Annotated in this window: 21 protein-coding genes; 11 read left to right on the top strand and 10 right to left on the bottom strand. The window is 61.9% G+C overall.

Annotated features, from left to right (window positions below; translation table 11 throughout):
* Positions 1-191: 191 nt before the first annotated feature.
* A complete protein-coding gene (gene gspD / locus ACPFMJ_RS06420) occupies positions 192-2,537 on the top strand; it encodes a type II secretion system secretin GspD (RefSeq protein ID WP_424363006.1) in 2,346 nt (781 codons plus the stop codon).
* Here gspD and ACPFMJ_RS06415 read toward each other — a convergent pair whose 3' ends face one another.
* The 3 genes from ACPFMJ_RS06415 to ACPFMJ_RS06405 form a co-directional block, all read right to left on the bottom strand.
* Complete coding sequence (locus ACPFMJ_RS06415) at positions 2,538-3,518, bottom strand: type II secretion system protein GspK (protein WP_424363005.1); 981 nt, start codon at positions 3,516-3,518, stop codon at positions 2,538-2,540. It lies immediately after the preceding gene.
* The gene (gspG, locus tag ACPFMJ_RS06410) at positions 3,515-3,937 is read right to left on the bottom strand and encodes a type II secretion system major pseudopilin GspG (protein ID WP_424363004.1); all 423 of its coding nucleotides are present in this window, start codon (positions 3,935-3,937) and stop codon (positions 3,515-3,517) included. Before gspG ends, ACPFMJ_RS06415 begins: the two co-directional genes overlap by 4 nt.
* Before the next feature lie 139 nt (positions 3,938-4,076).
* A complete protein-coding gene (locus tag ACPFMJ_RS06405) occupies positions 4,077-4,451 on the bottom strand; it encodes a hypothetical protein (protein WP_424363003.1) in 375 nt (124 codons plus the stop codon).
* Positions 4,452-4,866: 415 nt separating this feature from the next.
* Here ACPFMJ_RS06405 and ACPFMJ_RS06400 point away from each other — a divergent pair, with 415 nt between their 5' ends.
* Positions 4,867-5,883 carry a fatty acid desaturase gene (locus ACPFMJ_RS06400; RefSeq protein ID WP_424363002.1) on the top strand — a complete coding sequence of 339 codons (1,017 nt, stop codon included), beginning with the start codon at positions 4,867-4,869 and terminating at the stop codon, positions 5,881-5,883.
* A 203-nt stretch (positions 5,884-6,086) separates the two neighbouring features.
* Complete coding sequence (locus tag ACPFMJ_RS06395) at positions 6,087-6,251, top strand: hypothetical protein (RefSeq protein WP_424363001.1); 165 nt, start codon at positions 6,087-6,089, stop codon at positions 6,249-6,251.
* Positions 6,252-6,259: 8 nt separating this feature from the next.
* Here ACPFMJ_RS06395 and ACPFMJ_RS06390 read toward each other — a convergent pair whose 3' ends face one another.
* The 5 genes from ACPFMJ_RS06390 to ACPFMJ_RS06370 form a co-directional block, all read right to left on the bottom strand.
* Positions 6,260-6,514 (bottom strand): hypothetical protein, encoded by a 255-nt coding sequence (locus ACPFMJ_RS06390; protein WP_424363000.1) that lies wholly within the window; start codon positions 6,512-6,514, stop codon positions 6,260-6,262.
* A 152-nt stretch (positions 6,515-6,666) separates the two neighbouring features.
* Positions 6,667-6,990, bottom strand: a complete 324-nt coding sequence (locus ACPFMJ_RS06385; RefSeq protein ID WP_424362999.1) for a hypothetical protein — start codon at positions 6,988-6,990, stop codon at positions 6,667-6,669.
* Positions 6,991-7,270: 280 nt separating this feature from the next.
* The gene (locus ACPFMJ_RS06380) at positions 7,271-8,815 is read right to left on the bottom strand and encodes a L,D-transpeptidase family protein (protein ID WP_424362998.1); all 1,545 of its coding nucleotides are present in this window, start codon (positions 8,813-8,815) and stop codon (positions 7,271-7,273) included.
* A gap of 229 nt (positions 8,816-9,044) precedes the next feature.
* Positions 9,045-9,959 (bottom strand): right-handed parallel beta-helix repeat-containing protein, encoded by a 915-nt coding sequence (locus ACPFMJ_RS06375; protein WP_424362997.1) that lies wholly within the window; start codon positions 9,957-9,959, stop codon positions 9,045-9,047.
* A 102-nt stretch (positions 9,960-10,061) separates the two neighbouring features.
* Complete coding sequence (locus ACPFMJ_RS06370; protein ID WP_424362996.1) at positions 10,062-10,367, bottom strand: hypothetical protein; 306 nt, start codon at positions 10,365-10,367, stop codon at positions 10,062-10,064.
* Positions 10,368-10,758: 391 nt separating this feature from the next.
* Between ACPFMJ_RS06370 and ACPFMJ_RS06365 the strand changes: the two genes are divergently transcribed.
* A complete protein-coding gene (locus ACPFMJ_RS06365; RefSeq protein ID WP_424362995.1) occupies positions 10,759-11,445 on the top strand; it encodes a hypothetical protein in 687 nt (228 codons plus the stop codon).
* A 466-nt stretch (positions 11,446-11,911) separates the two neighbouring features.
* Here ACPFMJ_RS06365 and ACPFMJ_RS06360 read toward each other — a convergent pair whose 3' ends face one another.
* Entirely contained in the window at positions 11,912-12,838 is a 927-nt protein-coding gene (locus ACPFMJ_RS06360) for an IS1595 family transposase (protein WP_424362994.1), read from the bottom strand.
* Between the two features lie 123 nt (positions 12,839-12,961).
* Between ACPFMJ_RS06360 and ACPFMJ_RS06355 the strand changes: the two genes are divergently transcribed.
* Positions 12,962-13,153 (top strand): hypothetical protein, encoded by a 192-nt coding sequence (locus tag ACPFMJ_RS06355; protein ID WP_424362993.1) that lies wholly within the window; start codon positions 12,962-12,964, stop codon positions 13,151-13,153.
* A gap of 83 nt (positions 13,154-13,236) precedes the next feature.
* On the opposite strand, the gene ACPFMJ_RS06350 is transcribed toward ACPFMJ_RS06355, so the two are convergent.
* Complete coding sequence (locus ACPFMJ_RS06350; protein WP_424362992.1) at positions 13,237-13,764, bottom strand: YdcF family protein; 528 nt, start codon at positions 13,762-13,764, stop codon at positions 13,237-13,239.
* Positions 13,765-14,431: 667 nt separating this feature from the next.
* On the opposite strand from ACPFMJ_RS06350, the gene ACPFMJ_RS06345 reads away from it, so the two are divergent.
* From ACPFMJ_RS06345 to ACPFMJ_RS06320, 6 genes are all read left to right on the top strand, one after another.
* Positions 14,432-14,923 (top strand): hypothetical protein, encoded by a 492-nt coding sequence (locus ACPFMJ_RS06345; protein ID WP_424362991.1) that lies wholly within the window; start codon positions 14,432-14,434, stop codon positions 14,921-14,923.
* A 524-nt stretch (positions 14,924-15,447) separates the two neighbouring features.
* A complete protein-coding gene (locus ACPFMJ_RS06340) occupies positions 15,448-16,512 on the top strand; it encodes a tyrosine-type recombinase/integrase (protein WP_424362990.1) in 1,065 nt (354 codons plus the stop codon).
* 247 nt (positions 16,513-16,759) lie between these two features.
* Positions 16,760-17,023 (top strand): helix-turn-helix transcriptional regulator, encoded by a 264-nt coding sequence (locus ACPFMJ_RS06335; RefSeq protein ID WP_424362989.1) that lies wholly within the window; start codon positions 16,760-16,762, stop codon positions 17,021-17,023.
* 52 nt (positions 17,024-17,075) lie between these two features.
* Complete coding sequence (locus ACPFMJ_RS06330) at positions 17,076-17,555, top strand: hypothetical protein (protein ID WP_424362988.1); 480 nt, start codon at positions 17,076-17,078, stop codon at positions 17,553-17,555.
* 230 nt (positions 17,556-17,785) lie between these two features.
* Positions 17,786-18,184 (top strand): hypothetical protein, encoded by a 399-nt coding sequence (locus ACPFMJ_RS06325; RefSeq protein WP_424362987.1) that lies wholly within the window; start codon positions 17,786-17,788, stop codon positions 18,182-18,184.
* A gap of 76 nt (positions 18,185-18,260) precedes the next feature.
* Positions 18,261-20,555: an AAA family ATPase gene (locus ACPFMJ_RS06320; RefSeq protein WP_424362986.1), complete on the top strand. Its 2,295-nt coding sequence runs from the start codon at positions 18,261-18,263 to the stop codon at positions 20,553-20,555.
* Positions 20,556-20,876: the final 321 nt, after the last annotated feature.

The following is a 20,876-nucleotide window of genomic DNA, read 5'->3' as shown; positions in this document are numbered from 1 at the left end:
TCATGGCGCAGGTTTCGTAAACGTGTTAAGCCCTGCCGAGTCAGTTCAGAGCCCGCGTTCAACCACAGGTTCTAAATTTGCGTTTGGTCATACGAGCATTTGCCCTGGCTTTAGCTGTCGCGAGCGTCTCCGGATGCGAGTCCCCGACCGCTGGGGGCGGACCGCCTATTGCGGAATGGAATTTTGAGCACATGCCGCGCTCGGCCCACGGCGAGGGCGGCGGCGCTCGCTCCGAAGGCCTGCTGCGCCCCCGAACCGCGACCGGCAAAGCGATCGTCGCAACCGGCACCGGCAAGTTTATCGGCTCGTCGCGGGGCCGCTCGGAGTCTTCTGAACCGGTGGGGGACGACGGCGTTACCCTGAACCTGGTCAACCTCCCTATCTCCCAGGCGGCCAAGATCGTCATCGGCGACATTATGGGGGCGGATTTCGTCGTCGACCCCAAGCTTGACGGCAAGGTGACGGTGCATACCGCCAGTCCGGTCCGCAAGCGCGCCGCGCTCGACCTCTTCCAGTCGGCGCTCCGGGTCTCGGGCGCCTCCGTCGTCAAGTCGGGAAACATCTACAAGATCGTTCCGAGCGAACAGGCCGCGATCTCTGGCGAGGTCATCACCAGCGAAGGCCCGTCCGCGCCGGACGCCAGCGACGCGCTGGGCGAAGGCGCGCGGGTGGTGCAGTTGCGCTATGTTTCCGCCTCGGAAATGAAGCGCGTGCTCGAGCCGATCGCGGCGCGCGGCAGCATCGTGCGCGCGGACGACGCGCGCAACACGCTGACGATTTCCGGCACCCCGCAGGACGTCGCGACGCTGATGGACGCGATCGGCATGTTCGACATCGATACGATGAAGGGCATGTCCTTCGCGATGGTGCCGGTTCGCAGCGGCGATGCCGACATGCTCGCCGACGACCTCAAGAACGTCTTCGGCTCGGAGAAGGAAGGGCCGATGGGCGGCATGATCCGCTTCATCGGCAATAAGCGGCTCTCCGCCATCCTCGTCATCTCCTCGCAGCCCCAATATATTGCGCGCGCCCGCGCCTGGATCGACAAGCTGGACGCCCGCGCGGAGCATACCGAGAAGCAGTTCTTCACCTACCGGGTCCAGAACCGGCCGGCGAAAGAGCTGATGGTCGTTCTCACGTCGATCTTCGGCGCCAAGGGTCAGGCCGACGCCAGCGTGTCGCCGCGCTTCGGCCAGTCCTCCATGTCCTCGGGCGGCCTGGGCGGCGGCGGGCAGGGGTCGTCGGCTCCGCTCGGCGCGCTATCGGCTTCGGGCCCGACCGGCGGCGGCGGCGGCATGGGCGGCGGCGGTCTCGGATCGAGCGGCGGGCTTGGATCGAGCGGCGGCCTTGGCTCGAGCGGCGGGCTTGGCGGCGCGGGCGGCATGGGCGGCGGCGGCGGCATGGGCGGTGGAATGGGCGGCGGCTTTGGCGGCTCGGGCGGGCCGAGCGGCGTCAGCGGCCTGAGCGTTCCCGGCGGCCAGCAGAACGGCATGGGACCCGGACCGACCCCGGCCGTGAGCTTCGACAACGACCGCTACAAGATCGGCGTCGACGACGCCAAGAACGCCCTGGTCATCATGGCGACGCCGGAGGATTACCGGCGCATTCGTCAGGTCGTCGAAGGTCTGGACGTGCTGCCGAACCAGATTTTCCTCGAGGCCACGATCGCGGAGGTGCGCCTCAACGACACGCTGCGCTTCGGCGTGCGCTGGTTCATGCAGAACCACTCCAATCTCTTTGGTTTTTCGAATGGATTGGGTCAGGCCCCGGCGGCCAACAACATCGTCGGCCCGCGAAACCTGCTAGGCGTTCCGACCGGGGCGTCTTTCCCCGGCTTCGCTTACGCCTTCAACTCGCTCAATCAGCAGGTGACGCTGAACGCGCTCAACGCCCTCACCGATGTGAACATCATCTCGACGCCGTCGCTCACCGTGCTCGACAACCGCGAGGCGATGCTGCAAGTCGGCGACCAGATTCCGGTGCAGACGCTCACCAGCGTCTCGGCGATCGGCAACACGTTCAATTCGGTGAACTACACCAATACGGGCGTCATTTTGCGGATCGTGCCGCATATCAGCGAGAGCGGCCGCGTCATGCTCGAACTCGAGCAGGAAGTCTCGAACGTCGATCCGAACACGCCGGCAGGCAGCACGACCCCGACGATTCAGCAGCGCCGCGTGAAAACGCAGGTCGTCGTGAACGACAACGAATCGCTGATGCTGGGCGGTCTGGTGAAGGATCAGTCCGGCCGCGGGGCGACGCAGGTTCCGGTCGTGGGCGACGTGCCGATTTTCGGTAACGCCTTCAAGGACAAGCTCGATCAGATCGACAAGAGCGAACTCGTCATCATGATCACGCCGCATGTCGTGCGCTCGCTGAGCGAGGGTCGCGAGATCACGGAGGAATACAAGCGCAAGCTGCTCGACATCTCGACGCGCGCCATCGGCCGGCCGCACAATATCGAGCAATCCACGCGGCGCGTGCTTTTCGATCCCTGGTCGAAGAGCCCCTGGCGCGCCGATCGCGAGACAAGGTGATCAGCAGTCCGGCGCCCCGGCGCCGTTCGTCGCGATCATGTCGCGCAGCTGACTGACATAGCGGGACTGGCCACGCCGCATTTCCTTGAAGGCGAAGGGCTTGCCGCTGGCCGGCCGCATGTCGAGGATCGCCTCCTTCACCACCGTCTGTCCGGTCGCGAGCAGCGCCTCGGCGTGAATCAGATAGGCCCCGTGATCGCCCGGCTGCTTGAAATTCGCCGGGAAGCGCGGGTCGTTGCGGTTGATTGCGTTGGGGTAGGGCTGTGCCATCAGGTTCCGCACGTCCTGGGCCGGGTAGCCGGCGAGCGCCGCGAAAAGCGCCGGCGGCGCGGTGCGCGCGTCGACGCCAGGGCTTCGCGAATGGACTGTGACGAAGGGGACGAGATCGCGAAACAGCGCCGGGCTCACCCCGCTCACCTGATCGAGCTCCATGACGGTTTCGAAAAGACCCTCCTTGGGGTCGATCGGTTTGTCGGATGCCGGCGTCGCGCGGATCTGGCCGATCCCGTTCGGCGCGGTTCGAAAGGCTTCGATGGATTTGGCGATCAGCCGCGCTGCGCCTTCCTCGACGCCGAGCCCGGCCAGCGCCAGCTGGATGAGCTCTGGCGTCGCCGCGTTCAAGTCGATTTTGCCGTTTTCTTCCTCCACCGAGAGGGCGATCGCGGCGCCGTCGAGGACGCAGAAGCGCGGCGCGCCGTCATAGACTTCGGCCTCCACCCCCGGCATGGCGCCGAGGGCGGCGCTGGAGTCTTTCTTCGATAGGAGAGTCAGGGTCGCAAGATTGATCGCGCCCTCTGCGATGTAGCCGCCCTGCGTCGCGCTCGCGACGTTGTGCGCCGTTTGCAGACGCAGCCGGCCGTTCGCCATGAAGGCGACAACCAGAATGGCGATGAGCCCCGTGCCCCAAACAACGGCAAGCAGGGCGAACCCCGCGCGCTTCTTCCCTGCGCGCGGGAGAAACCGTCTCTTTGTCGGCGTCACTTCGACTGGGCGGTTCGCGACAACGAGCCGGCGCCGCCTTCTCGCCCTTCCGGCCCCATCGAGCCGACGTCATAGGGACCGTTCTGGCCGGGAGCCCGGTAGAGATAGGGGTGGCCCCAGGGATCCTTCGGGACGCCGATCGATTTGAGATAGGGGCCGCTCCAGGACGACACGCCCGCGGGGCGCTGCACCAGCGCGTTCAGGCCTTCCTCGGTCGAGGGGTAACGACCGGCGTCGAGATAGAAGAGATCGAGCGCGCTCGCCAGATTCTCCATTTGAATTTGCGCGGTCTTCACCTTCGATTCCGAGAGGTAATTGAGCACGCGAGGCCCGACCAGGCCGACGATCGAACCGATGATCGCGAGGACCACCAGCATTTCGACGAGCGTGAAGCCGGCGCGGCGGCGCTGTTTGCGCATGAGGCGCGCCCGTCTGTCCCCCGTCGGCGTCAAGGAGCTTTCCGAACCCTTTTGCAGCATATTGTTTCCCCGTCTGTGCGTGGATTCGCTTTTCCGGCAAAGCGACTGATTATAACGGCCGGAGGGCGCGCCGTCCGTCTCAAAGCTCGATGTAAATGTCGCATCCATAGGTCGAGGTCGGATTGCCGTAGGCGTCCTCGATCTTGTTCCAGCATTTTCCGACGCCCGCAATCATGCGGTAGACGAAGACGCCCTCCGCTTCGACGACGCGTTTCTCGGGTGCTTTCTGCCTGCCAAGATAATTGAAATATGACGTGGCGACATCGTCGCCGCACCGATACATCGTGCCGCGGTCGAGGAGGAATACGCCGTTGCGGTCTTTCGCCGCGCTGACGCAATAGGAATAGTGCGTCATCGCTTCCGGCTTGATGCTGATCTGCGCCTTTGCGGAGGCGGCGCAAAAAAACAACGCGCCGAGCGCCAATCGTGAGACCAAGACGGATGTCCGCGCCATTTTGAACTCCAGCCGAACGAGAAGCCTTGTGTACGGCCCTTTTGAGCCCGTTGCAATTGTGCGGCGCGGCGAGTGAGCGCCTCGCGGGAAAATCCGCCTATCCCGTCTGAGCGCGCGCCGTTTTCAAGCTCAAGTAGAAAAGCGACCGCACGCATGCTGCTTTGCACAATAATCTCAGTTTTGAATAGTTTTAAATAGCCCCGGAAAAGGATTGCCGCGTCATTAGGGCGCATTCCATGCTTTTCAACCAAAGGGGGTTTGACAAGAGCTCAACTATAGTCGAAAGGGGACCGTTGCGGCAGAACAAAAAACAAGCCGACCAGGCGCTGCGGGGATAAAGTTGAGCGACGTGATGGAACTGAGTGCTGGGGCTCACGAGGTGAGCGGCCCGGATGCAAGAGCTCTGGCTCAGCGCATGGCCTCTTTGAAGACCGAGGCGCGCGCGAAAGGCTACTTTGACGTGTCGATGCGGGAGCAGGCGCTTCGCTGTGCGGAGCTCATCGCCGTTCCTGCTCTCGCTTTCTATCTGCTGACTCAGGGCGGCTTCGCCGCCTTCGTCGGCTTTGTCATGCTGGGCCTCCATTATCCGCGCACGGCCTATCTCGGCCACGATCTGGCGCATAACCAATGGGGCCCGCGCGACGACGCCAAACCGCGCTTCATGCTGCGCGCCGTCGCGCTGCTGCAGGGTTTCGGCGCGACCTGGTGGGTCGAGAAGCACGAATTGCATCACTCCTTCCCCAACGCCTGCCGGACGAACGAGGATGGCGTTCTGACGCCGATCGACGGCGACATCGATTCCGTTCCTTGGATCGTGTGGGACAAGGCGCTGGTGGAATATAACTCCCTCGGAGCCGATACGAGCTGGAAGGAAAAGATCTTCCTCGCCCTGCGGCGCGCCCAGGTGGTGCTCTTCTTCCCGCTGCTCTCCATCGCCAGGTTCAACTGGAGCTGGCAAAGCATCGAGACGGCCTTCCGCCGCGAGAAGACCATTGAAGGCGCGCTTTGCGTCGCCCATTGGGTGCTTGGCATGACGCTCGCGGGCATGCTGACGCCCGGCGCCGCCTGGACCGGCTGGCTCTGGTTCGTCGCAGCGCAGCTTCTGGGCGGCTTCATCCTCGCTTTCGTTTTCGTGCTCAATCACACGGGCATGGAGATCTACGACGCGACGGAGGCGAAGGGCTTCTATGACCGTCAGGCGCGTTCGACCCGCAACACCCCGAGCTCGCTCTTCTTCGACTGGCTGACCGGCGGCCTCAACAGCCAGATCGAGCACCACATGTTCCCGACCATGGCGCGCCGCAACCTGTCGAAGATGCGCGACGCCACCCGCAAGGCGATGGTCGAGTGTGGTTACGCTTATGAAGAGCTTGGCAACCGGGAGGCCATGCAGGCGGTCCTCGGCGCGCTCAGCGCCGCCGCCAAGGCCTGATAAATCGCGCGCCGCCCGGCCTCATTTGAGTCGGGCGGCGCGCTGATTTTACGTAAGTCCCTTCCCACGCAGTAAGAATCCACTGCTTAGATTTTGATTAATCGTTGCTGTTAGTTCAATGACTTAAGCCTTGCAGTCGCCCTGCTCTTAGTGTTCACTTTCCCCCAATGAAAACATTAAATTTGTGAAGGGCGTTTCCCGTTATGGAGAACAAGATCGTTTCTCTTTACCTATCGCTTGCCTACTGCGCGATCCTCTGGGCGGCATGCCAGCCGCAGCCACCTAAAGAGGACGAGTGCTGGCGATTGAACGAGAACGTGAGCATCTGCAAAAACAATCGGATGGCCACCGCGCGTCTGGGGCAGTAAGCGCGGCGCTAATCGATCGATGAGATTCTGATCGGCGCATCGACATCTGCGTAGACGACCTTGATGCCCGCTTTTTCTACCGCCGCTTCGTTGGGATACCAGGTCGACTCGTGGTCGAGTCCGCCATATTTGTTGAAGACCATCACATATTTCGACTTGAGGTCCACCTCGCAGCGCAGGCCCTTGCCGGGCGCGCCAATCGGCCGCAGTTTCCCGTCCCAGTCGATGAAAAAGCCTGTGGGCGTCTGGAGGGCGTCCGACATTTCGCGTTTCCTTTGCAACAAACCGATTGGGTCGATGCGCCGGAAAGCATGTCCCGGGCCAGAGAGGCCGGAAGAATATAATTGGTCACTCGCCGCATGCGCGTCTGCGCGCGACGGCTGGGAGGCCCCAAGCCGACAGCGAGCGGCGCCGCTTAATTCTGTGCTTCCTCAACCTGGATCGCGCATTCGCGCGTGAAGATCGCGCGCTTCTTTCCTGTCAGTTTCCTGACGGAGGCGGCGTGGCTGCAAAGCTGCACGACGCCGGCGTTGGTGCATTTAGCCATAAAGCTGTCAAAGGCCGGACCAGAGAGAAACTGCTCCTGCGCCTCGGCGGCGCACGCCGCAGCGGGGCTCATCGGACGTTCGAACGCCGGGGGAATGAGAACGGGGGCGGCCGCCGTATAGGCGTGGACGGCGGTGGATATGGCGGCCAAACCGGCGGCGAGCGCCGCTGCGGAAACGAAACGCTTGAACATGGGCTACTCTCAGCGACTGCAACCGGAAATTCCGCCCATCTTTAACAATCCCTTAATTCTTGGCAAGAAGTTGTCTCGAAACATGGCAAACGCCGCTCGCCAAAAGGCAGGCGACGGACGCGGTGCAGGATCGCGCGTGGGAGGCTTCGATGAGCGAGCAGGACGGGAATAAAAAGAGCGATCCGTCTCGGGAGGGTTACGACTGGCCAAGCATCGCGTTGTTTTTCATCTTCCTAGGGGCGTTCATATACGCCTTTTTGCAGCGCTGATCGTTCCGCTTCTATCGCAGCCGAACCACCAGGTCCGTGCCGACATTGTTCGTCTCGCCGCTCAAGGGCTGATCGGAGATGATGATAGAGGCGCCCGTCCAAAGTCGCTCGGAGATGCGGTCTCGAACCTCCTGCGAAATTTCAACGCGCTCCAGCGCCTCTTCCGGGCTCGACGACAGGGTGGAATAGGAGGAGAAGCCGTCATAGGACGCTTCCTCCGACGATTTTACCTTCTTATGCGTATCGGTATCGTCGCCGCCTTGCGGCGCGACCGAGATCACCGACCATTTGAGCGCGGCGCCGTCCGAGGCGGTCGCAATATAAAGATGCGAGCCCAGCGGCGTCTTTGGATCGCGCACATTGGCCGGCGCGTCGAAAACGGGCGCCAGGCCCTGACGAACATAGACGCGCTTGTCCGCCTTGCTGATCAAGACGGAGACCGGCTCGGCGCGATATCCCGCATCGAGCTCCGCGGCCCTGGCGACGTCGAAAGCCTTGGCAGCGTCGTTCCAACGCCGATAGGCCGCGGTCGCCTCCGCGGCGTTCGCGTCCGCGGCCTTCCGCGCGGCGTCTAGCTTTGTCGCGGCCGCGGCGCGCTCCTCTTCGGCTTTCGCCTTCGCGGCGCCGGCCATGTCTTTCGCGCTCGCCTCGGCGGTCTCGAAAGCGCGGTTGGCCGCCTCGGCTTTCGAATCGGCCAGCGCGAGCGCGGCCTCCGCCGCCTTCAACCCGTCGGCGAGGCGAAGCGCGTCGGCCTCCTTGCCGTCGGCGGCGAGGTAAGCCTCTATCTCCGCCTCCAACGCCGCTTTTCGATCGGCCGATGCCTTCGCCTTGAGCCGCTCCGCATATTGGCGGGGATTGAGCCTCGGCGGCTCTACAGGCGCGGGGGAAGTAAGCTGCGTGGCGGCGGGCGGGCCGGCGGCGGCGCTGGCGTCCGCCACAAGCTGCATTTTCGGTTCGGGCAGCAGCGCGTGCGCGAAGGATGTCGGCGTCACGTCGTAGGGCGCGATGACGACGCGCTCGCCAATCCGTGTCAGGCCCCACAGCTTCGCGGCGAAGTCGGCGGGCAGGCGCACGCAACCATGGGAGGCGGGATAACCCGGCACGACGCCGAGATGCATGGCGATCCCCGACCAGGTCAGCCGCTGCATGAAGGGCATCGGCGCGCCGGAATAAATGTTCGACGCGTGCATGCGCTCGCGGCCGATGATTGTGTAGATGCCCTTCGGCGTCGAGTGTCCCGTCATCCCCGTCGAGACCGCCGACCGGGTCACGAGACCGTGGTGGTTGTAGATCGACACGCTCTGGTCGGCGATGGAGACGACCGCGAAAAGCGGCCGTTCAAGCCGAACCGGCGCGCTCTGGGGAGGGGGGCAGCGCCCGCGGCCCTTGCCGGCGCCCTGAGCTTCACAATCAATGCGCGCCGGCGCGTCCCCGCCGCCGATTTCGATGAAAGCGAATTTGTCCCCCGCGCGCGCGGCCGGAGCGTAGAGCGTCAAGAAAAGCGTGGCGCAGAACGCCAGAGAAAGGTCGCCGCCAAAGCGGCTGCGCGGCTGCATGAAATATCTCCGAATCCGCTTCAAAGCATGAATCGAACCGAAGGGAAGCGCTATTGCAGACGTGCAACGGTCTGCCGAAAAGCGCAGCTGCAGGTTTCGGGGGCGGCTCCGGCGCCGCCGTTCCAACCCTGCCTAACGCTCTAATTTGTCGAAAGTAGGGGGCGATCGGGCCGCCCCCTCCGATGTGCTTCGGAGGAAGCGCCTCTTCGTGGTCGCGCCTCGGCTTTTCTTACTGCTGCGGCAAGGTCTGGGTCGGAGACCCGTTGGCGCCATTGTTGGAAATCTGATTGTTTCCAAAGGATATGATCGCGCCGCCGTTTGACGACAGACCGTTTCCGCTGTTCCCGTAGACCGCCACATTGCTCATCGTGACCGACGCCGACGCGCCATTGGCGGCGACGCCAATCTGATTGCCCGAGATCACCGAGTTCTTCACGTTGATCCCCGTCGCGGCGGCGGTTGAAACGGCGGTGACGCCGGCGTTGCTGTTTGCAGAGAAAACGCTGTTGACGGCCTCGACAAACGCATTGTCCTGCGCGCGCACCCCCGCTTTGTTGCGGCTCGAGGTCACGCCGACGATGTCGGCGGCCGCGTGTCCGCCCGACGTCGGCGCGACGAGGACGCCGAAGTCCGTATTCCCGGTGATGCTCGTATCCTTCAAAAGAAGCTTTGAATCCGCCGCCTGGGACGGAGCGAAATTTACTGCGGGTTTTGTAAAGCCGTAGATCTGCGAATTCTCGATCTCGACGGCGCCCACCGAATTGACTCGGACGGCCGAGAGTCCGGTCCCCAGCCCATTGAAATCCAGATTGCGAAGCCGCACGATGTCGGTGGCGCCCGCAGCAATGACGACGGCGTTCGTGCCGCTGACCAAAACGCCGGCAATGCCCGCGCCGCCGTCGATCGTGATGGATTTGGTGATGGTCACGGCGCCGAAGCCGCCCGGGTCCAGCGCGTTTATCTCGCCTTTCGCAGCCGTCTTCGAGATCGCGCCGGCGAAGGTCTTGCACGGCGCCGTGCGCGAGCAAGGATTGGCGTCGTCTCCCACGCCCGAAACCCATGTGCGAGTCGCTTGCGCTTCCGCCGAAACGACGGTCAAGGCAAGCAGCGCTGTCGTCGTGATTACAGTCGTAAAATAACGCATCGGGCTCTCCAAGGATTGCTCATAATTCGACACTTGCACACGCCCTCCGGGCGACAACGGCGCGGATCAGCGTGGTTGAGCGTAAAGAAGAAGGGCGAGCGACTAAAGAGGATTGTGATCCGGCTTGTCGAACGCCGGCGTTACCTGCGCGGCCGCGTTCGTCAGCGGCTTCCCGGCTTGAGCCTGATCCCAGATTGTCCAGCGGAACAGTTCAGCGCCAGATTCGTCGACGGCGCGAACCGCCTCGGGCCACAGCCAAATGTCAGGATCCGCGCGTCTAGCCGGAAGTTCAATCTGCGCCCAGGAAACGAAGGCGTCCCTGTCGGGGAATGGCGGCGCAGACAGGGCGCCGACGATGCGTCCGACTCCTCCGCCGATGGCCGTTTTGTAGAACTGGCATTTGATCATGGGAGGCCCGATTTTTTCGGGGAGGTAAAAAGGAAACTTGGGGGCGCGGTCGGCAAGTCAAGCTCGATCGCCCACATAAGTCGGACGTTTACCGGCAAGCGTCAGGCGCTCCGCCTCCTCGACCGCGCGCTCAAGCCGACTGCTTTCGGGCGCCGATTGAGGCAGGGTCCCAGGAGCAAGAACGAAGGGCTGAAACGGAAGAGGATTATCCCCTTGAGACAAGTTATCGGTTTGGGCACCCTCCGACTTCCACAGGTCATCGTACCCTCCCACTTGCATTTGGAGGGTGGCGTGATAAAAGGAGCCTATGTCGGCCCCTCCGCACCAGCTTTCGTTTTTGCTGCCAACGCCAGAAGTAGTGGCTGGGTGGAAGACTGAGTGCGACCGGATTTTGGCGCAGATTCAGTCTCTTCAGGCGAAGTATGATGGCTACCTGAACATGATTAAGGGGGCCGAGGCGATTGGGGTTATCGCTGCGGAATCGACGGAATCAAGCCCTCTCCAATCATCCGCTCCCCACATCGAGCCGCCGAAGCCAGCGCCTATTAAGGCCGCAGGATCGCGTCCGCGCGATAAGTCGTGGACGTCGACCATCAACGCTATCGTCTCTCGTGAATCTAGCGGGATCACCTACGAAGGCCTCCGCGAAGAACTCAAAAAAACGCACTTGGCCGGCAAGCTTTCTCAGACTGACAAGAGCTTTTATGGCGGCATCGGCAAGCTTGTTGACCGTAAGCTGCTTGTGAAGCACAAGGGCCACCTTTTCACCCCAGAGGCGCTAAACGCGTTCCTTGCGAAGGTCCGGTCTGGAGAGGTGGCAGATTTGGAGCCTCCGGCGGGAAGTCATCACTCCCCCTTTGGAGACGCGATTAAGTCTTTCCTTGATGGCCGAGCGAATGGAGCATCCAGCTCAGAAATCGCGGCTGAACTCCGCAGCACCCCAGAGCTTGCCGATACTATGGAGCGGCACAAGACGCACCTATACAATGTCCTGTCGCGCCTTGTTGATCAGGGGGAACTAGTGAAGGGAGGCGGACGCTTTTACCGCAGCCCTGCCAAGATTGGGAGGGACGCATGATGCTTTATGCCCCTCCAAAGAATGAGGCCACGGAGGATTTCTCCCCAGTGGCCCCAATCAGTCACCGGCAAGCGCCTCACGCTTGTCAGCCGCCGCTTGTTCAGCGGCATGAGTTCCTGGCCCACAGGCACAGCCGGAGTGAAGCTCTCGGCAAGAAAGGAGAAACCTTGTTCCCCGCTTCCCCGCACCTCGGCGTTATCGGTCTGGACGCACCACCGTCCTGTTCCGTTCCGAGGTTGTTAAGAGCTTAATCCCGAGGGGCGGCCTAGGCCGCCCCTTTCGTTTGAAAGCATATGTGCTACATTTTGTCAATGACCTAGGCGCGGATTCACCAATGGAGTCAGCATGTTAACGCTTGCGGAGGCGATAAAGAGCGGGCGATTACAAGAATTTATCGTCCAAGAGGAGGCCCGCGTCGTCGGCCCTATCGACCGGGCCGAATTCGACGCATTGGCTGCGGCGCTGGTTAGAGCGCCGCAATCAGAAGATCAAACATCGTGTTCCGCATCTGGCGATGGTTCGACCGGAAAGAGAACTCGCCAAGGTAGCGGTCCATGTGCTTCGCGTTGATGTGAATATGCGTCGAAGCAACTGATTTCTTGAACAGTTTCCAAAACGACTCGACGTGGTTCGTGTGGTGCGTCTCGCCAGTCCGGTAGTCGAAGTAGGCCCATTCCTTCGCGACGTGCTTCACCGCTCCGTGCTGGTAGCCGTCGTCGGTGAGTAATCCGTAGCTATAAAGCTCATCCGTCGAGACGACCGCGCCCTTTTCGACTGTATCCAGCACCACACCGCGCAGGATTTCCTTGCGCACGTCAGGGATGAGTTTCGTCACGATCTTGCCGCCGCGCTCCTTCGCGCCCATGACGATCGTCTTGCCTTCCGCACCGCGCCCGCGCTTGCCGGAGCGGCGACCGCCAACATAAGCCTCGTCAAGCTCAACGTGACCCTTGAGCATTTCGAAGCCGTCCGCCGTTGCCATGAGCTTACGGATTTGCATGCCGATCCGGTATGCACACTTGTAGGTCACACCAAGCGTGCGCTGAAGCTCTTTGCCGCTCACGCCGTGGCGCGTCGCGATAAAGAGGTAGATCGCGTAGAACCACGTCTGGAGCGGCGTGCGGCTGTCCTGAAAGATCGTCCCGGCGCAGGGATAGACATGATCGCCGCAGGCAGCGCAGGCGAACGCACGGCGGCCAGTGATCTTGTGGAAGGTGCTTTCCACGCCGCACTTGCCGCAGACGTGGCGCATTCCGTAGCGCACTTCCATCACGCGGTTGAGGCAGGTGTCATCGTCCTTGAACTCCGCGAAAAACTCGCGGACCGAAAACGCTTGGACGTTCCTTTCGCCTTTGCCAGCTTTCGAAGGACGGGTGCGCTTACGAGTAGTCATCTGCATATCTCCAATGACGGCGAATATGCCAGAAGGTCATACTTGCGTTAAGGGGATAATCCCCAAACCGAATATCGGAACGAAGTTAATTGCTGTATAGAAGAGGCCGGTCAGGAGGCCCTCATGAGAGAGATCCTTCGCAATATTTCAGACCTTGGTTGCGATTTGTTCCACGCGATGGGTTTGTCCAGCATGACCCGGCCGTTGTGTTCGCTGGGGTATGATCCTTACACGACAGGCGCTGTGACGCTTTTTGTGGTCGGCTTCGCGATATTCCTTGGCTATCGAATGCTCGACCGTTTTCTGGGGGTTTGAGCTCCCGCGAAGGCGAACTGGACGATGTCGCCGAATAGGCGCGCAAGGGAAGCTCGCAAAGCGCGTTTCGCCGCGCCGCCAGGCTAAGGAAGTATCTTGTCGCTGCGACCTGCGAGCCGATAGGCGATCAAGCCGATCCATTCGTGCAGGCCGAGCAACGTCATCGTCAAGCCATGACTTGCATCCGTTTGGGGCAGCAGAAAGTCTCGCGCGTCTCCAAGGGTGAAATATCCCGCCGGATAAGGGACAATCGGAAAGCCGACCTTTTGAAAAATCGCCACGGAACGGGGCAAGTGGAACGCTGACGTGACCAGAAGCCAGCGGGCGTGAGGCCCGGGCTGAACGCGCCTGTATGTGAACAGGGCGTTTTCGAACGTGTCGCGCGACTGGTTCTCGAAAAGCATCCGCTCAGAGGATACCCCAAGCTGCTCGAACAAATCTCGCGCCGCATCCGCTTCCGTTCCGAGCCGTCCGCGCATCTGGCTCGACCCGCCCGAGTAGACCAGTTTGGCCTGCGGGTAGCGACGCGCCAGCGCCGCGGCGATTACAAGGCGCGTTCCTGATTCATTGAGCGACACGGCCTCCCGCGCCGCCGTTACGTCGTCATCCATGCCGCCGCCAAGAACGATGATGCCTTCCGGCGCTGGCATATCATTGGGGGGAAGAGGGAAACGATCTTCAAGAGGGCGGAGAAGCGCCGCTCCGACAGGCCCAAACCCCATAGCGAGATACGCCGCGGCGACACCAACGAGCAGCCACCTCGTCAGCCGGGCGAAGCCCGTGAAAAGCCCCGCGACCGAGAGGGCCAAAGTCAGGCCGATCAGGTTTGGCGGAGACGCGACTGTCCAAAAGCCTTCGCGATAAAATAAAACACCTTATGGTCTCCCCCGGCCTTTCGGACGAGCTCTTTGGGGCTGAAACTAAGCTATTGCGGGGCGGCTAATTGCGGGTTTGTGTCCTGCGGGCGAAAAGGGACCGCCGTCGCCGCTTTAAGGGCTCGGATCACGGGGCCGGACAGTTGGAGGCGAACGGAGAAGCGCCTGGAGTCGAACACGCTCCATTTGGCCGAACATGATAGTTCGCGCCGCAGGCGCCGATCGAGAGCGACAGAAGCAATGCAAGCCAAATCGACGCCCGGTTCATGCTAACCTCGACTTTTCCTGCCTCTAGATGGTTCCATCATCACGCCCTCATCTTATGTTTATCTGTCGAGTAGCCGCTATTTCGCCAATTTTCTCGCCAACGGTGAAAGGATCGTGCGGAGAGTAGGGGCGTCACATGGATTTTCTTAAGCGTTACCACGACATTTACCACGTCGAGGATGATGAAGGCCAGGAGCCGCCTTTCAATTCAGTCGTCGCTTTCCCGACGCCGCACGCTTCGCAAGGAAGCGACAATGCCGCCGCCGCTCTCAATCTTGTGGCCGAAGCGGCCGCGGCCGTCAGAGGTTTGGAGGAGCAGGCGGCTGAAGCAATCTCGAGGGCCCGACATCTCGCCGACGCGCTCATGAAGAAGTTGGAGCTTGCCGATGCGCGGGTCGAAAGCGCGGAGAGCAGACTCCATGACGCCGAAGCCCGGGTTTCGCAGCTAACCGCCGCCTCCGCGGAGGCAAGCAACACGATTTCCCTCCTCCGGCAGAAATTGGCTGCAAAAGAAGCCGACCTCGCCGCCGCCGAAAGGCGCGCTGCCGACGCAGAGAACGCGATCCAACGCATTACAGATGCGATCCGCACGCAGCTCCCGTCGGCCTTCAGGGCTCCCAACGAATAATCCCGGGAACCGCGCCTTGGGGCGTCGTTGAAGGGGGCAGGCTGGCCGTGCCGTTCGGGGCCGGTCGCGCTCGTGATCCGATGAAAAGATTGGCGCGCCCAAGGGGATTCGAACCCCTGTTTTCGCCGTGAAAGAGCTAGAGATGGGCGTTTTTGATGGTTCGTGCGTTAAACTGATACGATCATAACATATTGATAATATGCCTTTTCATGCGCTCATAGTGCTTCAGGTTGCTTCAGGTTGCATCCGACCGGCTTTAGACTAAAAACGGACTAAGAGTCGTTCTCGCCCATGGCAGGCGACGCGGTTTGGTCTGGTTTAGTCTACAGGCGGGGAAGATGGCTCGGCGAGAACGGTCAACCAAACTTGACAGCCCCACAGCCCGTTCGCGCCTTGAACGGCGCCATAGCCCTTATTGGCATGCGCTGACAAAGGGCCTCGCACTCGGCTACCGAAAAGGCGCCACGGGAGGGGCGTGGATCGCGCGTCGGCATGACCGCATTTCCGGCTTCAAGAAATCGACATTGGGAGTTGCTGACGATCGCGCGGACGCGGACGGGGTAAAGACGCTTTCCTTCGACCAGGCCGTTGAAGCGGCGAGGGCGTGGTTTGCCGGCCCAAAGACGGAAACAACCAAGCGCGGCGCTTACATCGTCGCCGACGCGCTCTCCGATTACGAGGCCGACGCCGTGCGGCGGGGCGTCAAAGATTTGGCCAATCTGCGCAGCCGTGTTGCCGTTCATATCTTACCAGCGCTCGGGAAGCTCATTATCGCAGACCTTACGACGAAGCGCCTGAGGGAGTGGCACGCCCACCTTGCTGAGAAGCCGCGCCTCGCACGCCGCACCAAATTAGGAGTGGGCGGCAAGGCGATGCGGGACAGGGAAGGGGACGAAGCGGCGGAACGGCGCCGGCGCTCATCGGCGAATCGAACGTTGACGGTCCTGAAGGCCGCGCTCAACCACGCCTTTCGAGAGGGCGTTGTCGCGAGCGATGAAGCATGGCGCCGAGTTGCGCCTTTTGAGAATGTCGACGGCGTGCGCACTCGCTTCCTGAGCGAGCAAGAGGCCGCGAAGCTCATCGCCGCGTGCGAGCCCGACTTCGCCGCCCTTGTTCGCGGCGCCCTGCTTACAGGCGCGCGCTATGGGGAACTCACGCGACTGACTGTCGCCGATGTAAACCTAAGCGCCGCGACCGTTCACATTCGCGAGAGCAAGAGCGGCAAGCCGCGACACGTTTCCTTGTCGCCGGCTGGCGTCGCGCACTTCAGAGGGCTCATCGAAGGCAAGGCCGCGCGCGAGCGCGTGTTTGCGCGGACCGATGGGCGCGAGTGGCGTGCGAGCGATCAAATCAGGCCTATGGCCGCCGCGTGTGAAGTGGCGGGGATTGATCCGCCCATTTCCTTTCACGGGCTGCGCGACACTCACGCGTCGGCGCTTGTCGCAGCCGGAGTCTCATTGCAAATCGTCGCGCAACAATTGGGGCACGCCGACACGCGAATTACTGAAAAGCACTACGCGCATCTTGCGCCGAGTGCTCGGGCGAATGCCGTCGCGGCGCATCTGCCGAAATTTGGCGGCTCACTTTAACTCTTGCCAGAATCCGAAAATCTGTGCTCTATAAGACCAGTCAGCATTGGTTCGTGCCATCGGAAGGGTGCGAAAAAGCCGGGGAGCACTCCCCCGCGCGGAAAAGGGTAAGGAGCACCCCCACGGCTTAGCGGCCGTGACGTTCTAGGGGACCCCGAGCGGGAGCCGTAGACCAGTCGGCCCGCGACTGACGATCTTCTCCATCGAAGCCGAGTCGAGCGCGATTCGCGCCGCGCCCGGAATCCGTATGAAGCGAGGCGTCATGTCCGCTAAGTCTAAAAAAACCGCACAATCAACGCCGTCCGCACAATTTGGTCGCGAAGGCTATTTCGTGGGAATGGCCGAACTCTGCGAACGCCTTGGCGTCTCGTCTTCGAGTATCCGCCGATACGTCGCCGATGGCGTCTTGCCGGCGCCGATCAAACCGACGCCGCGCCGCCTTATGTGGCCCGAAAAGCAAATCGCCGAAGCTTTCGAAAAGATGACGGCGACCGCCCACAATCCGCTTTAATGCGGGCGGCCGTCGCGCCGCCAACCGCTGAACCTCACACTTGGAGAATCAAATGACGACGCTCAATCGCGGCGAAGGGACAATTGCGCCCATCTCTCAACCTACTGCGGCGCTGCCTGCGTCGGACGATGACCGAATCGAACTGCTCGCCCGCCGCGTTGCTCAAGGCGAGCCCCTGAGCGCTGGCCAAAGGGAATGGTTGCAGGGGCGCGGTTCCCGCGAAGACGCCCCGTCTTCGGTTGCTGCCGATCTTGGGCTTGCGGGCTTCGCCGACTTCAAGAGCCTTGCCGCCGCCACGCTGGCCGCTGACGCCGATGGACGCGCGACGCTCTCGACGGCGCGCGACGTTATTGCCGGCGCGAAAATCGACCCTGAGCTTGCCGCGCTCTTTCTTTCGAAGGTTCGGCGGCTTCGTGGGAGCATCCCCGCGACGATCGCGCAAGCGCTCACCCTCGCGCCTGAAGCGGGGTGGCCGATCGTCGCCGAACGCCTTGCAGCGCTCATGAAACCCAAGCGGGAGGCCGGCCGATGAGCGGCGCCTTCGACCTCACGCCAGAGGAACGCCAAGCCGCCGTCGACGCGCTCGCCAGAATGCCGACTCAGGATCGAATTGCCGTCCAATGGGCCATCCGATGCTTGCACGGCGAAGCGTCGCCCCTGTTGCTCATCTGCGATGATGCGCGGTCGAAAGTCGAGAGGGCAAGAGCGCGCCTTGCCGAAACGGCTGCGCTGTCCGACACTTTGAACTGAAGGAACATTTCAATGTCCGCCAACACGCCTGTTCAAACTTCCGCCGTTGAAGGCTTCATCCAAGCGAATCCGGGCTACGTGCTGCATTCGGCTTATGTTGACGACGCGACCTTACGGGCGACACTGAGCACGTCGCCGATCATTGGTTGGCGCGTGAGCGATTGCGACAACGCCAACCCAATCGCCGTGCACTCCCATGGTTACGAGCCCTGGGTTTCCATTCACGGAACTAAGTGCCGCTTCGCGCATCTGGTCGAAACGCCTGACAGGCGGTTCTTCGATGGCGAAGAAGAATTTCAAAGCATCGCACATTGGGCGCATGACCTTATCGAAGGCCGCAAGGCAGAACTCGCGCGCCAGTTGGCTGGCACTACGTCGTCAATCGAAACTGACGATCCGCTCGCCGCCTGACAAAACGAAACGGCCCGGCAACGCTGGCGTGCGCGGCCGGGCCATGAGGCTTTAATGCAGTTTCGCGGGAAACCTAATGCCACAGAATTCCACTAAACACAATACAGATTTGCGTCTGAACGTCGCGCAAAGGCGCTTGCATAACCGCGAACTCGCTATCCGACTCGCCGCGTCTGGCATTGCAATCTTTCCATCAAGCGGCAAGGTCCCACTCATTCCAGGTTGGCCGCAACTCGACTCATCCATGAGAGACAACGAGCGCGCCGACGCAATCGCGCGTTACCAGGATGAGCACGACCGCACGCCCTCGCATGTCGGCGCCACGATCGATGCTGATACGATTAAACGTCTTTGGCGTGAGTTTCCCGACGCCGTGCCGTCGATTAGCTGTGGCCCTTCAGGCTTGCTTGTGCTGGACGCCGACAGCAAGCGGGACGGCCCCGCCAATCTGATGCGATGGGCCGCGAGCGCGGGCGTCGACCTCTCGACGGCGCCCGTCACCGAAACGCAGAGCGGCGGCTTGCACGTTTTTCTTTCCAATGACGCTGCGCACGGCTGTGCGGCCGGCGCATTTCACGACATGGGAATCGACGTGCGAGCCGTGGGAGGCCAGGTCATTGCGCCGGGTGCCATCCGGGAAGACGGAAGGCGTTACGCTCCCAAGGCCGGCGCGCCAGAACTCGACGCGGCGTATGTCTTGAGCGCCATTTCGCCAATTCCGGCGCCAGTGCGCGAGATGCTGGCCAAAAGGCCGAAGCCGGCGCAAGGTGTGAGCGCGCAAGACGAGCGCGCGGCCGTCGACAAGCTTGCAACGCAAGACTGGCCAGACTTCGCCGACATGACGGATGAGACGATCGGTAAGTTCGATCTAGACGCCCTCGCGGAAAAAGACGCTGAATTGCGCAAGCTTCTAGTCACGCCTGGCGACGATCATTCTGACAACCGCTTCAACTTCGCGAAATGTTTACATCGCGAGTATGGCGACGCCTTCGACGTGCTGGACTTCGCCGCGTTGATCGAACATTTCAACGATGAGCTTGACGGCGCGTTCGGGGCCTTTGTTGGTGACGAAACGCCTGAGCAAGGCGAATTTTCCTTGCGCTCGATTGCGCGGGACTATCTTCGTTCGAAGGCCTGCCCGAGTGCGGCAAACCCTATCTCGAATGGGGACGCGTTTGGGATTGTCGAAGACATTGACGACTATCTGCCGTCGCACGTCATCGAGGCGCGCGAGCGCCGAAAGGAGGAACGGGAGGCGACGAAGCGCCCTTTGATTGTCCTGGACGGCGAAGCCGATGAGGCCTGGACGCCCGTCGACTATTTCGTCGAGGGCGTCATTCCGCAAAAATCCATCGGTATTTTCTTCGGGCCGCCCGGCGCATTCAAATCATTTGCTGCGATCGACCTTGCCTCCCATATTGCGCGCGGGCGGGAGTGGCAGGGATTGCGCACGGAACGGGCGGGCGTGGTTTACTGGCACGGAGAAGGGCAGGCGGGCGTCGCAGGCCGCTTTCGTGCATGGCGCCGGGCCTATGGCGGGGAGGGCGGCGCCGTTGGTCTCGCGGACGCCGACCTGAACTTTATGTCCCCCAAGGTCGAAGACAAGCTCAGGAAGATCATCGCGGCTTATGAGGGTGCCAGCGGGCAGAAGTGCGGCCTGTTCATCGTGGACACGTTGAGCAAGGCGGCGCTCGGCATGGAGTCGAATGCGGACAAAGAGGCCGCGATGGTGCTGCGCCACGCGGAACTTGCCGCTCGCAACCTTGGCGTCACTATCCTCTTTATCGCTCACACAGGTAAGGACGAACAGCGGGGCGTGCGCGGCAGTTCGGCTTTCGAGGGCAATGTCGATTTTCGCCTGAAGATGGAGAAAGGCGGCAAGCTGACGATCGAACGCATGAAGGATGGCGCGAAGCGCGCGCCGCTGCCTCTGAAGACCAAGGCCGTCGAGATCGGGACGAATAAGCACGGCGAGGCGTTGACGAGCCTCGTCATCATCCCGCCGGCCGCACGCTGCGATGTCGGCGCCGTCGAAGATAACGAAGACACGACGGACCTTGGGCCGGCGCAATCCTCGCCCCAAGCCCCGGCTGCGCACCAGGACGGCGGCGCCAACCTCTCAGAGCGCCAGCGGCGGGTTTTGGACCTCGCGCGCGACCTTTGCCGTCCGTTTACGGCTACTGAGATGCATGCGGCCCATAATCGCGCCTGGGGCCGGAAAGATAAGCCGCTTGGCGTCGACACGATTAGGCGCTGTCTTCAGACGCTCCGGGACGCCTATCTCGTCTACAATGAATACGAAGATACAAGCCTCAATCGATGGGCTTTGATTCAGGACGCGGAGGGCACCTCGATTCAAGGGTCCCAATAGGGGGCCGGAACGCTCGCATTTACGCTCGCAAACGACCGCTCGCACGCCGGCGTTTTGCGAGCGGTTTGCGAGCGTAAATGCGAGCGTAAAAATGCGAGCGTTCATGCGAGCGCTAACGCCCATTAATCCAATAACTTACCGATCGCTCGCACGCTCGCAAAAACGCTCGCATTTTAGACCTGTTCGAACGCTCGCACGCCGACCCCTTCCCCCCTAAGGGGAAGGGGGCGCGGCGTTTTGCCTTGCGAGCGGTCTGCGAGGGGCTGCGGAATTACAAATTTTGGCTGGAGGCAGAGGCGCTAGGACCGGGCCGCACGGGTT

It is taken from the genome of Methylocystis parvus, from assembly GCF_049675845.1.
In the GTDB taxonomy this organism is placed as follows: domain Bacteria; phylum Pseudomonadota; class Alphaproteobacteria; order Rhizobiales; family Beijerinckiaceae; genus Methylocystis; species Methylocystis parvus_A.
This window is presented reverse-complemented; position numbering and strand designations above follow the sequence as displayed.